The 13932-nt window shown below is 62.1% G+C and carries 13 protein-coding genes; 5 read left to right on the top strand and 8 right to left on the bottom strand.

The genetic code is table 11. The features are described from left to right. Positions 1-4: 4 nt before the first annotated feature. Entirely contained in the window at positions 5-754 is a 750-nt protein-coding gene (tpiA, locus tag KY084_RS00185) for a triose-phosphate isomerase (protein WP_219236425.1), read from the top strand. Positions 755-784: 30 nt separating this feature from the next. On the opposite strand, the gene KY084_RS00180 is transcribed toward tpiA, so the two are convergent. Further along, a complete protein-coding gene (locus KY084_RS00180) occupies positions 785-2176 on the bottom strand; it encodes a leucyl aminopeptidase family protein (RefSeq protein ID WP_219236424.1) in 1392 nt (463 codons plus the stop codon). Positions 2177-2324: 148 nt separating this feature from the next. Here KY084_RS00180 and KY084_RS00175 point away from each other — a divergent pair, with 148 nt between their 5' ends. Then, on the top strand, positions 2325-4733 hold the full coding sequence (locus KY084_RS00175) for a membrane-bound PQQ-dependent dehydrogenase, glucose/quinate/shikimate family (protein ID WP_343227916.1): 2409 nt from the start codon (positions 2325-2327) through the stop codon (positions 4731-4733). 78 nt (positions 4734-4811) lie between these two features. Here the strand turns inward: KY084_RS00175 and KY084_RS00170 are convergent, their stop codons facing one another. From KY084_RS00170 to serS, 5 genes are all read right to left on the bottom strand, one after another. Beyond that, the gene (locus KY084_RS00170) at positions 4812-6233 is read right to left on the bottom strand and encodes a serine hydrolase domain-containing protein (protein WP_219236423.1); all 1422 of its coding nucleotides are present in this window, start codon (positions 6231-6233) and stop codon (positions 4812-4814) included. A gap of 32 nt (positions 6234-6265) precedes the next feature. Further along, positions 6266-6733 (bottom strand): low molecular weight protein-tyrosine-phosphatase, encoded by a 468-nt coding sequence (locus tag KY084_RS00165; RefSeq protein ID WP_219236422.1) that lies wholly within the window; start codon positions 6731-6733, stop codon positions 6266-6268. A 231-nt stretch (positions 6734-6964) separates the two neighbouring features. After that, positions 6965-8302, bottom strand: coding sequence for a 30S ribosomal protein S12 methylthiotransferase RimO (gene rimO, locus KY084_RS00160; protein ID WP_219236421.1), 1338 nt, complete (start codon positions 8300-8302; stop codon positions 6965-6967). A gap of 66 nt (positions 8303-8368) precedes the next feature. After that, positions 8369-9388 (bottom strand): potassium channel family protein, encoded by a 1020-nt coding sequence (locus KY084_RS00155; protein ID WP_219236420.1) that lies wholly within the window; start codon positions 9386-9388, stop codon positions 8369-8371. A gap of 27 nt (positions 9389-9415) precedes the next feature. Further along, the gene (gene serS, locus KY084_RS00150; RefSeq protein ID WP_219236419.1) at positions 9416-10696 is read right to left on the bottom strand and encodes a serine--tRNA ligase; all 1281 of its coding nucleotides are present in this window, start codon (positions 10694-10696) and stop codon (positions 9416-9418) included. Positions 10697-10796: 100 nt separating this feature from the next. Between serS and KY084_RS00145 the strand changes: the two genes are divergently transcribed. Continuing rightward, positions 10797-11237 carry a host attachment family protein gene (locus tag KY084_RS00145; RefSeq protein ID WP_219236418.1) on the top strand — a complete coding sequence of 147 codons (441 nt, stop codon included), beginning with the start codon at positions 10797-10799 and terminating at the stop codon, positions 11235-11237. A gap of 257 nt (positions 11238-11494) precedes the next feature. Here the strand turns inward: KY084_RS00145 and KY084_RS00140 are convergent, their stop codons facing one another. Then, positions 11495-12400: a hypothetical protein gene (locus KY084_RS00140; protein ID WP_219236417.1), complete on the bottom strand. Its 906-nt coding sequence runs from the start codon at positions 12398-12400 to the stop codon at positions 11495-11497. A 408-nt stretch (positions 12401-12808) separates the two neighbouring features. Between KY084_RS00140 and dksA the strand changes: the two genes are divergently transcribed. After that, complete coding sequence (dksA, locus tag KY084_RS00135; protein ID WP_219236416.1) at positions 12809-13267, top strand: RNA polymerase-binding protein DksA; 459 nt, start codon at positions 12809-12811, stop codon at positions 13265-13267. 80 nt (positions 13268-13347) lie between these two features. Then, positions 13348-13725, top strand: a complete 378-nt coding sequence (locus KY084_RS00130; RefSeq protein ID WP_219236415.1) for a PilZ domain-containing protein — start codon at positions 13348-13350, stop codon at positions 13723-13725. A gap of 37 nt (positions 13726-13762) precedes the next feature. On the opposite strand, the gene KY084_RS00125 is transcribed toward KY084_RS00130, so the two are convergent. Next, complete coding sequence (locus tag KY084_RS00125) at positions 13763-13918, bottom strand: YdcH family protein (RefSeq protein ID WP_219236414.1); 156 nt, start codon at positions 13916-13918, stop codon at positions 13763-13765. Between the last annotated feature and the right edge of the window lie 14 nt (positions 13919-13932).

Genomic DNA, 13932 nt, shown 5'->3' with positions numbered 1-13932 from the left:
ATATATGGCGCGCCGGAAGTTCGTCGTCGGAAACTGGAAAATGCACGGGTTGCACGATCAGCTTCCCGAAATCGGTGCGATCGCGAAAGCCGCCGCCGATGCGCCGGGCATCGATACCGCGCTGTGCGTTCCCTTCACGCTGATCGAACGCGCGGCGACGGTGGCGGGACATATGCCGATCGGAGCGCAGGATGTGCACGCGGCCCAAAAAGGCGCGCATACCGGCTGCATCTCCGCCGCGATGGTGCGCGAAGCCGGCGCGCGCCTTACGCTGGTCGGCCATTCCGAACGGCGTGCCGATCAGCACGAAACGAGCCATGACGCATGGGCGAAGGCGGTCGCCGCGCATGAGGCCGGGCTGGACGTGATCCTGTGCGTCGGGGAGACGGAGGCGGAGCACGATGCCGGCCGCGCCGAACGGGTGGTGCAGGCGCAGATCGAAAAATCGGTGCCCGATCTGGCGCAGGCGGGCTGGTTCACGCTCGCCTATGAACCGCGCTGGGCAATCGGCACCGGACGCACGCCGCAGCCGGAGGATATCGCCGCGATGCATGCGATCGCGCGGGCCAAGCTGCGCCGGATGATCGGCGAGCAGGCGGATGCCATCCGCATCCTGTACGGCGGGTCGGTGACCGGCGCCAATGCGGGCGATATCTTGTCGATGGACGATGTCGACGGGGCGCTGGTCGGCGGGGCCAGCCTGACGGCCGATAAGTTCGTGCCGATTATCGAGGCGGCGTCGAAGCTCGGATGAGACCCTCGCGTGGCCGCGACGCCTTTACGATCAGACCGGATATCGTTCCTTTAACATGGCATATGCCGCGCGCAGGCCATAGGCGTCACCGCCCTTGGGCCTGCCGGGCTTCGCGCCGGGCCGCCATGCAAAAACATCGAGATGCGCCCAAGGCGTGTTTTCGGGCACGAATCGACGGAGGAACAGCGCAGCGGTAACCGCGCCCGCAAAGCCGCCTTCGGGCGCGTTGACCAGATCGGCGATATCGCTTTTCAGCATCTCGTCATATCCATCCCATAGCGGCATTCGCCATAGCGGGTCGCTTTGCGCATCGGCCGCACGCAGCAATGCCTCAGCAAGCGTATCGTCGTTTACGAAGGTGGCGGGAAGATCGGGGCCGAGCGCCACACGCGCGGCGCCGGTGAGCGTTGCGAAATCGACGATCAGTTCGGGCGTTGCCTCCCCGGCGCGGGTAAGCGCGTCACCGAGAATCAGCCGCCCCTCCGCATCGGTATTGGTATTTTCAACCGTCAGCCCCTTGCGGGTGCGCAGTACGTCACCGGGACGGAAGGAATCACTGGACACCGAATTTTCGACCGCCGGAACCAGCAGATGTAGTCGCACCGGCAGCTTTGCCGCCATGATGAGGTCGGCAAGCGCGATGGCGTGCGCTGCGCCGCCCATATCCTTTTTCATCAATTTCATGCCAGAACCGGGCTTTATATTCAGCCCGCCGGTGTCGAAGCACACACCCTTGCCCACGATCGCGATGCGCGGGTGCGCGGCATCGCCCCATTCGAGTTCGATCAGCCGCGGTTCGCGTCCTTCGCCCGCTGCCTGACCGACCGCCTGAATCATCGGATAGCCCTTCGCAAGGTCCTCTCCGGCAGTGACGAAAAGCGTGGCGCCATGTTCGATCGACAGCGCCTTGATCCGTGTTTCAAGATCGGCAGGGCCAAGGTCGCCAGCGGGTGTGTTGACGAGGTCGCGCACCGTCGCGGTCGCCTGCGCCAGCCGAACGGTTTCCTCGATCCGTGCCGGTTCGCCGGTCAGCAGGATTCGCGGCCCGGTTTTTCCCTCGTCCTTGCGATAACGTTCAAAACGGTACTGGCCGGTGAGCCAGCCCAACATGGCCGGACCTGGCTCTTGCCCCTCCACCCGATACTGTCCTTCAGGCAGGGTTTCGGCGCATTTCGCGAGGCACCAGGGGGTGAGCGCCTTCGCATCGGCGACCACTGTGACCACCGACCATTCGTCCGGGCGCTCGCCGGGCAGGATCGCACTCGCGTTGATTGACGGACGCAATTTTTGCGCCGCCACCGCGGTGCGATGCCGCTGTGGCTGAATACCCAGCCAGCTGTCGAACGTCTCCTTGTCGACAAGGTGGATGGCATGCGCGGGTTGTCCGCGGTCGGGCTGGAGAAGAGAGGAAAGATCGGTCATTAGACCAATCTATGGATCCACCTGCCTTCAGGATAGAGCGCGTACAGAAATTTCGCGATAACGGAACATCCCGGCGAGATAACGGTTCGTCGGGACTTGGGGCCCGGCCAATCCTGACCGGAACCGTTCAGAAAATCCGGAGTCGCCTGTGACCAATTCCGCCCTGACCGCAAGGGGAAATCCCAGCATTGCAGGCTGGATTGTCGGTGTGATTGTCGCACTGATCGGACTGGTGCTTGGCATTGGCGGCGCGTGGCTCGCCGTGCTTGGCGGATCGCTATATTATGTCCTCACCGGCATTGCGATGCTGGTCGCCGGCTTCTGGCTGGTCCGGGGCCGGATGATCGGTGGCTGGCTGTACCTCGGCGTGGTGGCGCTCACCATCCTCTGGTCGTTCTGGGAAGTGGGCATGGATGCATGGGCGCACGTCCCCCGCGATGTCGCCCCGCTGATCCTTTCGGTCGCGGTGGTCCTCGCCATGGCCACGCTGACCACGCGACCGGGCCGGTGGAAGCGCGCCGGTATCGGCGTTGCCATCGTGCTGATCTTCATGGCGGGTGAATTCACAATCCTGGGCATGAGCGGCGGCAACGGCGTTCTGGCGGCCATGCCAGCGCCGCAGGGACAGGGAATGCGCGATCCCTCCGCGATGCAGATCGGATCGGACTGGCCTGCTTATGGCGGCACCAACGCAGCGCGGCGCTATTCCCGGCTGACCCAGATCAACGCCGCGAATGTGGGCAAGCTGAAGCGCGCATGGGTCGCGCATACCGGCGACCTGCCGGACGATATGGGCGACAACAAGTACGGCGCGGAAACCACGCCGCTGAAGATCGGCAACCGGCTGTATCTATGTTCGGCGACGAACAAGATGCTCGCGCTCGATGCGGCGTCGGGCAAGACCGTTTGGACCTATGACCCCAAGGTGGGCAAGGACTGGATTCCCTATACCGCCGCCTGCCGCGGCGTTGCCTATTACCGTAACCCTCAGGCTCAGGCAGGCGATGCCTGTGCCGAGCGGGTGATCGAAGGCACGCTGGATGGCCGGTTGATCGCCGTCGATACCCGCACCGGCAGGCCGTGTCAGGATTTCGGCAATAATGGATCGGTCGATATCAAAAAGGGCATGGGTGCGGTGATCCCCGGCATGGTGGCGATTTCGGCGGTGCCGACGATCGTCGACGGCGTGGTCGTCACCGGGCATGAAGTGCTGGACGGGCAGAATGCCAAAGCGCCCTCCGGCGTGATTCAGGGGTTCGACGCGGTGACCGGAAAGCTGGACTGGGCATGGGACATGACCCATCCGGACTGGACCGGCTATCCGCCCGATGGCCAGACATGGACGCGTGGCTCGCCTAATAGCTGGACCACATTTTCAGGCGATAATCAGCTTGGCCTTGTCTATGTGCCGATGGGGAACGCTGGCGTCGATTATGTCAGCGGCTATCGCACCAAACCGATGACCCAGTTTTCTTCCGCTCTCGTCGCGATCGACGTGAAGACGGGCAAGCCCAAATGGACGTTCCAGACGGTGAAGAAGGATGTCTGGGACTATGATCTGGGCGCGCAGGGAACGCTGGTCGACTGGCCGGTGGGATCGTCGGGGCAAGGTTCGGTTCCGGCGATCATATTGCCTTCAAAACAAGGCGATATATACGTTCTCGACCGCCGCAATGGTCGCCCCCTGACCCCGGTCGCCGAATATCATGCGCCGAGCGGCGGCGTTGAACCGGCCGAACGCGCCACGGTGCAGCCGGTTTCGGGGTGGCACACGCTGCGCAAGGCGCCGCTTATCGAAAAGAACATGTGGGGCATGTCACCGATCGATCAGATGGTGTGCCGCATCAATTTCAAGCGGGCGAGTTACAAGGGGTATCTGACCCCGCCGACCGTGGACAAGCATTTCATCGAATATCCCGGCTATAATGGCGGTACCGATTGGGGCGGGATCGCGGTCGATCCGATGCGCGGTGTCATTATCGCCAATTACAATGACATGCCCAATTACGATAGGCTGCTGACTCGCGAGCAGGCCGACAAGCTGGGCCTGAAACCGCATGGTTCCGGGCCGAGCAAAGGCGGTGCGGGCGAGGCGGGGCCGCAGGTCAATACGCCGTACGCGATCGATGTGAATGCGGGCTGGCAGATGCCGACCGGACTGCTTTGCAAGGAACCGCCCTATGGCGGGATCCGCGCGATCGATATGCGCACGGGCAAGACGATCTGGGACCATCCGCTGGGCGAAGCGCGCAATAATGGTCCGTTCGGCATCCCCTCGCACCTGCCGATCACTATCGGGACGCCGAACAATGGCGGCACGGTGGTGACGGCAGGCGGCGTGGCGTTCGTCGCGGCAACGACCGACAATCTGATCCGCGCGATCGACATGCGCACGGGCAAGATATTGTGGAAGGACGTGCTGCCCGGCGGCGGACAGGCGACGCCGATGACGTATCAGGTCGGCGGCAAGCAATATCTGGTCATCATGGCGGGCGGACATCACTTCATGAAAACACCGGTCAGCGATGCGCTGGTCGCCTATGCGCTTCCCGGCTGACGGACAGTAAAAGAAATAAAAAAAGCCCGGTGCCGCAAGACCACGGCACCGGGCTTTTTCATGCGTGCGGGGAGGGTGTTATCCCGCCGGCATCACGAGATATTGTTCGAATTTGCCCTCGCTGCCCGGCTCCGCATAGGTGACCAGCAACAGTTCCTTGTCGGGATAGGTGATGACGTAATTGCGGTTCACATAGCCGCCGCGAAGTTTCGGGCCGCCGCGCGCTTCGAAACTTTCGGGCTTGCCGAGCGGGGCCAGGCTGGAAGCATAATCGCCCACCGCCTGATCGGTGAAATAATAATCGGCGTCTTTTGTCAGCATCGTGCGGTCGATGCTGCCCGATTGCAGGTCCGCATAGAGCTTTTTGGCGAGATCGAGCCGGTGGCCCTCGACCGCCGCATTGCTGTCGCCGGGGAGCAGCAGGTCCATGATGCCGTCGGTGATCGTGCCGGTCGCGCGGCCGAAATCGGCATTGTCGAGCGCCACCACGGCAAATCCCTGATCGGGGATGACGGTATTGCTCGACAGGAAGCCGACTGCTTCGCCGCCATGGCTGACGACCTTGTGGCCATTGCGTTCGCCGATCGAAACGCCAAGGCCATAACCGGTCGGGCTGCCGTCGGTCAGGCGAACGACTTTTTCCTGCTCCTCCCAGTCGGAAGCGGGCAGCACCGCACGGTTGATGCGCGCAATGTCCCACCGGGCAAGGTCGCTGGCGGTCATCGACAATTCACCCGCCGCCCACAGCCAGTTTTTGCCCGGTGCGTCTTCGGCGCGGACCGGCCCCAGCGCATAGCGGTGATAGCCGGTGGGAAAGCCGGGGCCGTATGCTGTGTCCTGATTGACCGGGTGCATGTCGAGCGGCTGAAAGATGTTCTTGCGCAGAAAGGTCAGCAGGTCCTCGCCCGACACCTTTTCGATGATCAGCCCCGCAACGACATAGCCGGTGTTCGAATATTGCCATTGGCTACCCGGCGCGAAATCGAGCGGTTTTTTCGCCCATTGGTCGAGGATTTTCTGCGGCGTGGTGTCATGACTCATCTGTTCGGGGCTGTAATCCTGCGGCCAATAATCCTGGATGCCCGAGGTGTGGCTTAAAAGCTGGCGGATCGTGATCTTGTCGGCGTCGGTGATGTCGGGAAAATATTTCGATACCTTGTCATCCAGGCTGAGCTTGCCCTGATCCTCCAGCATCAGCATCGCGGCGGCGGTGAACTGTTTGGAGATTGACGCGATCTGGTAGCGCGCATCGGGAGTCGTCTTTTTGACGTTCGGCCCCTGATTGCCATAGGCTTTGGCGTAGACGATCTTGCCGCCCCGCACGACGGCGATCGATGCGGACGGCACTTCGCTGGATGCGAGCGCGTCTGAAACGATCTTGTCCACTTTCGTCTGCTGATCGGCGGTGAGCGCCTGCGCCAGCACGGGAAGGGGAGTGAAGGCCAGCAGCGTGGCGGCGATGCGCGCGGTGCGGCGCGCGAAGGGGAGGGGTTTGCTCATGACTCCATACCCTGCCGATTTGCGCGTGGGCTTCAACCGGTAAAGCGTTCCACCAGCGCGGCCGCCGCCGCATCGACCTGTTGCCAGGTGCGTGCAAAGCCGTCCGCACCGCCATAATAGGGATCGGCGACCGGCTGTCCCTCTAGCCCCGGCACCATGTCGAGCAGGAGTCCGAGATGCGCATCGTGCGTTTCAGGTGCGAAGCGGCGCAGATTTGCGAGGTTTTCGTCGTCGAGCGCGAAGATATGGGTGAAGCGGGCGAAGTCGACAGGCGCTACCTGACGCCCGCGAAGGGTGGAGATGTCGACGCCGTGGTTCAGCGTCTCGGCCTGTGCGCGCTCGTCCGGAGGTTCGCCGACATGCCAGCCGCCGGTACCCGCCGAATCGACGATAAGGTCGAGCCCCGCGGCTTGCGCGCGCGCCCGAAGCGCGCCCTCCGCCATTGGAGAGCGACAAATATTGCCGAGGCAGACGAAGAGGATTGTGGGGCGCTGGTTCATGGCATGGGCTATGCCATGGGCCTCCCCGTCAACACACCCCGTTCGCACCGGACCAGTCGAAATGTGACTCTTTCTTGGCACCGAGAAAGGCGGTGCTTCGACAGCTCAGCACTAACGGTTGAAAATCGTCATCGCGGGCGGCGTGGCTGCGCGGCAAACCAGATTTCGCGTTATAAACCGACGGTTGTTGGATCGCCGCGTCGCTTCGCTCCTCGCGATGACAAAGGGGGGCTATTGCGCGACCGGTGCGCCGAACAGGTCGTGGTCGTCGGCGTCCTCGATCTCGACTGCGACGATGTGACCTTCGCTGAGGTGCCCTGCATCACGCAGATGGACTTCGCCGTCGATTTCGGGGGCGTCGGCCTGACTGCGGCCCGATGCGCCGCCGGTTTCGGCATCGACCGCATCGATAATGACGTCGAGCGTGCGGCCGATCTTTGCCTGTAGTTTGGCGGCAGAGATGGCGGCAGTTTTTTCCATCAGCCGGGCGTAGCGTTCTTCCTTCACTTCCTCCGGCACTGCGCCGGGAAGATCGTTGGCGACCGCGCCTTCGACGGGTTCGAAGCGGAAAGCGCCGACACGGTCGAGCTGCGCTTCGTCGAGCCAGTCCATCAGATATTGGAAATCCTCCTCCGTCTCACCGGGGAAGCCGACGACGAAGGTCGATCGGATCGCGATGTCGGGGCAGATTTCGCGCCATTGTTTCAGCCGACCGAGCACCTTTGCCTCATTGGCGGGGCGCTTCATCGCCTTTAGCACATCGCGCGCGGCATGCTGGAAGGGGATGTCGAGATAGGGGAGCACCAGCCCTTCGGCCATCAGCGGAATGACGCTGTCGACATGCGGATAGGGATAAACATAGTGAAGGCGCACCCATGGCGCGATCTTGCCCAGTTCGCGGGCGAGGTCGGTCATGTGGGGGACGACTTCGCTGCCCTTCCACTGGCGCGGCTCCTTGCGGATGTCGATGCCGTACGCGCTGGTATCCTGGCTGATGACCAGCAATTCCTTGGTGCCCGCAGCGACCAGCTTTTCGGCTTCGCGCAGGATTGCATCGGGGCGGCGGCTGACCAGATCGCCGCGAAGCGCCGGGATGATGCAAAAGGCGCAGCGATGGTTGCAGCCTTCCGAAATCTTCAGATAGCTGTAATGGCGCGGCGTGAGCTTCAGCCCGCTGTCGGGCACAAGGTTCAGATAGGCGCTGGGCGGCATCGGCGCTGCGGTGTGGACGGCGCCGACCACCTCTTCATATTGATGCGCGCCGGTGACCGCGAGCACTTGCGGGAAGCGGTCGCGAATTACCTCCGCTTCCTTGCCCATGCACCCGGTTACGATCACGCGGCCGTTTTCGGAGATGGCCTCGCCGATCGCCTCAAGGCTCTCTTCCTTCGCCGAATCGAGAAAGCCGCAGGTGTTGACGAGGACGACGTCCGCACCGGCATAGTCGCCCGACAGCTGATAGCCGTCGGAGCGCAGCTTTGTCAGGATCCGTTCGCTGTCGACCAGATTCTTGGGACAGCCGAGCGAAACCATCCCCACCTTGGGGGCCTCGGGAAGTTTGGTTGCCATGATTGGCGCGCGATGTAGCGAATTTGGCGGAAAAATCCAGTGGGCTTGGAAAAGCGCCCGGACGATTCAGTCGGGCCTGCGCCGGACTACTTCCACGATCAGATCGCCCGCCTGAAGCGCGGTGCATTCGGGGTCAGTGAACCCATAGGGTTTGCCATCGCGATAGATACGCATGCCAAGGCCCGTCGAGATGGCGGACAGCGGTTTGCCGATTTCTTCCGGCGCTGCAGCGCGCTCGTTCATCGCGACGCTGCCGCGGACCGAGGCGAGATCGGTGATATAGTCCGCGATATGGCGGCTGCCGGAAGAGCCGGCGAGCAACAACCCTGCGAAGCTGACCGGGTTGATGACCGTGGAAGCCCCCGCCTGACGCGCGGGAAGTTCGTTATCCTCCGCTTTCACGATAACGCTTACCGGCAAATCCGGAGCAAGATGGCGGGCGGTGAGCGTTATCAGGATCGAGGTATCGTCGCGTCCCGCCGCGACGATCATCGAACGCGCGCGCGAAAGTTTCAGGTCTTCCAGCGTCGCATCGCGGGTGGCATCGCCCTGAAGCACGTTGCAGCCGAGCGCTTCGGCGCGGGCGGCGGCGTCGGTATCGCATTCGATGACCACGATCTGACGCGGATCGGTGCCGCGCGCGATCAATTCATCGACCGCTTCAGAGCCCGTAGTTCCGAACCCGGCGACCACGACATGCCCGTTCAGGTTCCGCTGGATCAGCGACATGCGCCATCTCTCCCATGTGCGCTTGAGAACGAAATTATACGCGCTGCCCAGAAACAGCAGCACCGCGAACACGCGGATCGGCGTCACCACCAGCGCATCGAACATGCGCGCCCGCTCTGTAACCGGTGCGATGTCGCCATAGCCGGTCGTGGTGATCGATATCATCGTGAAATAGATGACGTCGAGGAAACTTACCTCGCCATCATAGGAATCGCGCAGGCCTTCGCGATCGAACCAGTGGACCGCGACGGCCAGGCCCAGCAGCGCAAGCACGCCGAGTACGCGCCATCCGATCGACAGCCACACCGGCATTGACGATCTGCGCTTCAGCGTGGCGGGCGTGCGGGGGTTCGGCATGGATTGGTCAGGCCGTGGCGTTCCGGTTCAGGGGGCGGGCGTCAGGCGATCGATCCCGCCGAGATAGGGCCGCAGCACTTCGGGGACGGCAACCGACCCGTCCGCCTGCTGATAATTTTCGACGATCGCGACAAGCGTTCGCCCGACCGCGAGACCCGATCCGTTGAGCGTGTGGACGAAGCGGCTCTGCTTTTCGCCCTCGGCGCGGAAACGGGCATTCATCCGGCGTGCCTGGAAATCGGTGCAGGTCGAGCAGCTCGAAATCTCACGATAGCGATCCTGCCCCGGCAGCCAGACTTCGAGGTCATAGGTGCGCGCGGCGGTGAATCCCATATCGCCGGTGCACAGCTTCATCCGGCGAAAGGCGAGGCCGATTTTGATCAGCATCCCTTCGGCACACCCCGTCATGCGTTCATGCTCTTCCTCGGACTGATCGGGGGTGGTGATCGACACCATCTCGACCTTTTCGAACTGGTGCTGGCGGATAAGACCGCGCGTGTCGCGTCCGGCAGCGCCCGCCTCGGACCGGAAACATGGCGTAAGCGCGCAGAAGCGCAGCGGCAGCGCCTGCGCCGACAAAATCTGGTCGCGCACGATATTGGTCAGGCTGACCTCAGCGGTGGGAATGAGCCAGCGGCCGTCGGTCGTGCGGAACAGGTCCTCGGCGAATTTGGGAAGCTGGCCGGTGCCGAACACCGCCTCGTCGCGCACGAGGAGCGGGGGCACGACCTGTTCATAACCGTGTTCGTCGGCAAGTGTATCGAGCATGAACTGGCCGAGCGCGCGGTGCAGCTTTGCCACGCCCCCCCGGAGCAGGGTGAACCGCGCACCGGCAATCGCCACCCCGGTTTCGAAATCCATGCCGAGCGCCGGGCCGATGGCGTCGTGTTCCTTCACTGCAAAATCGAACGCTGGCTTTTCGCCATGGGTCGCGACAAGCTCGTTCTCCGCCTCATCGCTTCCATCGGGCACATCGGCATAGGGAAGGTTGGGGAGCGCGTCGAGCGCGGCTTCGAGCGCTTCGCTGACCTCCCGCTCCTCGGCCTCCAGCCGGGGGAGGCGTTCCTTCAGCGCGCCGACTTCCGCCATCAGCGATTGCGCCTTCTCCTCGTCCTTTTGCGCCTTGGCGGCGCCGATGGCTTTCGACGCTTCGTTGCGTCGCGCTTGCCCTGTCTGAAGCTCGGTCACGATCGCGCGGCGGCGTTCGTCGAGCGCGACCAGCCGGGCGGCGATTGGTTCTGCGCCGCGCCGGGCGAGCGCTTCGTCAAATCCTTCGGGGTTTTCGCGAATGGTTCGAATGTCGTGCATGGGCAAAGGCTATGGCGGCGGTGCGCGTCGCGCGCAACCCGGCACGCAGTGCGCGCGTTGGGAAGGGCAGAAGTGTACCGAGTTTAAGGAGAAAGCGAATATGCGCATCCCACACGACGCGTTCGTGGTAATCGCCGATGGCCGAAAGATGTTGTTCCTTCGCAATGATGGCGACGACGAACATCCCAATCTGGTGGTCGAACGCAAACGCACGCAGGAAAATCCGCCGGATCGCGACCAGTCGACCGATTCCCCAGGCACCACCTTTTCCAGCTATGGCCATGGCCGCAGTTCGTACGAGGAAACCGATTTTCACCAGCTGGAGGAAGACCGCTTCGCGGCGGAAACAGCGGATTTATTGAAAAAACGGGCGCTGAACAATGATTTCGAATCGCTGATTATCGCGGCGCCGCCAAGAACACTGGGTGAATTACGCAAGCATTATCACAAGGAAGTCGAACAGCGGCTGACCGGCGAGCTTGACAAGGACCTCACCGGCCATCCGCTTGACGAGATCGAGAAGCTGCTGGTGAAGAGCTGAAGTCGGGACGCTGTTCCGGCATTTAAAAAAACCGCCGCGCAGGGTATTCCGCGCGGCGGTTTTTTAATGCCGGGCTGCATTGATTTAAACCCGTCGCGACGCAACCTCGTCGTTGCGAGGTCCCGCAAGAGGCGGCAATCCGGACAGCGCCATTAACCGATGGGCGCGGAGTCGCTGCGCCTCGCGCAATGACAAGGCGATCAAAGTGTCAAGGCTCGGTATCGGCATCCCTTCGGGGGAACGGGCCGGTTTTACTATTACGCCGCCTGCTTCTTGTTTCCGCGCTTCATTAACCGTTTGCGGCCGATCAGCGCGGCAGCCGCAGCGCCGAACAATAGCACCATTGGCGGGGCAGGAACCGGCTGCGGGCCGCCGCTGCTGGAACTGCCGCCCGGCGGTGGACCACCATGGTGATGGCCGCCCTTGCCGCCCCAGCCGCCGTTCGAACTCCAGCCCCATTGGCCCTGACCCTGTCCTTGCCCCTGACCCTGTCCCTGGCCCTGATTTTGGTCCTGTTCCTGGGACTGGTCCTGTGATTGATCCTGATTCTGGGACTGATCGTTCGCGTTGGAATTATTGTTTTCGTTATTGTTTGAATTGTCGTTGCTGTTGTTGTTCGTGTTGTCGTTCGAATTGTTGCTGGAATTGTCGACGTCGACATCGACATTCACGTCGCCAGTGCCCCCGCTGGAGGTGCTCGACGTGCTTGAGGTGGAGGAAATGACGATACCGCCGCCGCTGCTCGATCCGCCAAAAAATCCACCCGCGAAAAATCCGCCGCCGAAACCGCCGCTCGCCCCGTAATATCCGCCGCCGCCCGGCGAACTGCCGCCGCCCGAAACGACCGGCATCTGACCGCTGGAGCCGTAGCTGTTGCCTTGATATTCGGCGGGGGGCAGGGGGATCGGGGTTGGCTTGCTTGCAACCGTTATCACCTGCGGGGTGCAACTGGTCTGCGTAGTCGTGGTCGTCGTCTTGCGGCGCAGGATACGCTTGTCGGCATGGGCGGTCGCCACCCCCTTGCGCAGGATGCGTTTCTTGTGGACTTTCTTGACCGCGATCCTGTGCGGGGAGCTGTCGACGGCATGAACCGCGCCGCCACCGATAATGGCGCCGCCGCAAGCGCATGCGCATAATTTGGCAAGGGCCATTCTAACAGACATTCGCGCTCACTCTTCCCGTTGCGCCGAATTGCGGCCCCTGTAGGAGCGGTCCACGGCTGGTCAGCACGCAAGGTGCAAATCAAACCCTTTATACGCAAGAGTATTAACCAGTCCTTAGAAATAGCTATCGATTTTTGCTGCGTATAAATAAGCGCTATTATGGTTAATGTCCCATCACGACACAAATAAACCCGTATTTTAACCATCATAATTGACGAATTGGATCGAGTCCTCCGGTGGTTCCGATTCGCCGGCTCGGCCATGGCCGGTGATTCGAGCGTGACCAGCCACGACCGGCGAAACAAATCGCAACTTGTGAAGCCGGTCCTGCGCAAGTATAGGCCGCCTCGGGCAAAGGTGATCCGCTGGTGCCCGGGAATGGGGCCCGGATCGGATTGGAGAGCTGTTATGGCGACCGTTTTGGGCGAACGCGAAGAATCCGCGAAACCCGTGTTTACCGCTGCGGAAGACGGATATCGGCCCGGCGCCGACGAACCGTTCATGAATGACCGGCAACTCGATTATTTCCGCCGCAAACTCATTGCATGGAAAGACGCGATCTATCGTGAGGCGCAGGACACCCTGTCGCAGCTTCAGTCGGAATCGTTGCGCGAATCGGATTTGACCGATCGAGCGTCCAGTGAAACCGACTGGTCGATCGAACTGCGGACTCGCGATCGCCAGCGAAAGCTGATTGCGAAGATCGATGCCGCGCTTCGCCGTATCGAAGAGGGTGAATATGGGTATTGCGAAGTGACCGGCGATCCCATCTCGCTCGGCCGGCTGGAAGCGCGACCGATCGCGACGATGACGGTCGAGGCGCAGGAACGGCACGAACGCAACGAACGCGTATCGCGCGAGGATTGATACCGGCGCGTTAACGATTTCGACAAGGGTTTCTGGTCTAACAGCGAAGCTGGAGAAACAAACTGGTTTCGGGCAACGCGATGGAACGTATTTCCGGCGATTCGTTCGTCGACCTCAGTCAGGAAGATTTCGCGCAGCAACGCAATGCCGCGCGTGACAGCCTGCTTTTGCGGGCGCTGATGCGACACGCCGGCCTTTCCGAACCGGTTCAGGTGCGCGTGCGCAACCTGTCGGCCGGCGGATTGATGGCGGAATATGCCGAACCGCTGAACATCGGCGCGAAAGTCGAAATCGACGTGCGCGGAATCGGCTGGGTTCAGGGAAGCGTTGCTTGGGCCACCGATGGGCGGATCGGCGTTGCCTTCGATAACGAAATAGATCCGAAGGCGGCGCGAAAGCCCGTCGGTGGCGGAACGCACACTCCGGTTTACGTGAAACCGCCGCTGCGCAACAGCTGACGGCTTCAGCCGGATATGCCGGAACCGGCGCTGGGTTTCAGAACCGCGCCATTTCCTCTTTCACGCGCAATTTCTGACGTTTGAGCTCGGCCAGCAGAAGCTGGTCCGGCATCGGCCGGTGCGACTCGTCGGAAATGCGACGATCCAGTACGCTATGCTTGCTCTCTAGCGACGAAATGTGCGGATTTTGCATCGTAAAAGTCCCTC

Source organism: Stakelama flava, assembly GCF_019351405.1.
Lineage (GTDB): Bacteria > Pseudomonadota > Alphaproteobacteria > Sphingomonadales > Sphingomonadaceae > Sphingomonas > Sphingomonas flava_A.
Note: the sequence above shows the minus strand (reverse complement) of the source record. Positions and strands in the feature narration are given on the sequence as shown.

Coding starts and splice junctions, on each gene's coding strand:
- tpiA (WP_219236425.1), top strand. CDS start 5: ATGGCGCGCCGGAAGTTCGTCGTCGGAAACTGGAAAATGCACGGGTTG.
- KY084_RS00180 (WP_219236424.1), bottom strand. CDS start 2,176: ATGACCGATCTTTCCTCTCTTCTCCAGCCCGACCGCGGACAACCCGCG.
- KY084_RS00170 (WP_219236423.1), bottom strand. CDS start 6,233: ATGAGCAAACCCCTCCCCTTCGCGCGCCGCACCGCGCGCATCGCCGCC.
- KY084_RS00165 (WP_219236422.1), bottom strand. CDS start 6,733: ATGAACCAGCGCCCCACAATCCTCTTCGTCTGCCTCGGCAATATTTGT.
- rimO (WP_219236421.1), bottom strand. CDS start 8,302: ATGGCAACCAAACTTCCCGAGGCCCCCAAGGTGGGGATGGTTTCGCTC.
- KY084_RS00155 (WP_219236420.1), bottom strand. CDS start 9,388: ATGCCGAACCCCCGCACGCCCGCCACGCTGAAGCGCAGATCGTCAATG.
- serS (WP_219236419.1), bottom strand. CDS start 10,696: ATGCACGACATTCGAACCATTCGCGAAAACCCCGAAGGATTTGACGAA.
- KY084_RS00145 (WP_219236418.1), top strand. CDS start 10,797: ATGCGCATCCCACACGACGCGTTCGTGGTAATCGCCGATGGCCGAAAG.
- KY084_RS00140 (WP_219236417.1), bottom strand. CDS start 12,400: ATGTCTGTTAGAATGGCCCTTGCCAAATTATGCGCATGCGCTTGCGGC.
- dksA (WP_219236416.1), top strand. CDS start 12,809: ATGGCGACCGTTTTGGGCGAACGCGAAGAATCCGCGAAACCCGTGTTT.
- KY084_RS00130 (WP_219236415.1), top strand. CDS start 13,348: ATGGAACGTATTTCCGGCGATTCGTTCGTCGACCTCAGTCAGGAAGAT.
- KY084_RS00125 (WP_219236414.1), bottom strand. CDS start 13,918: ATGCAAAATCCGCACATTTCGTCGCTAGAGAGCAAGCATAGCGTACTG.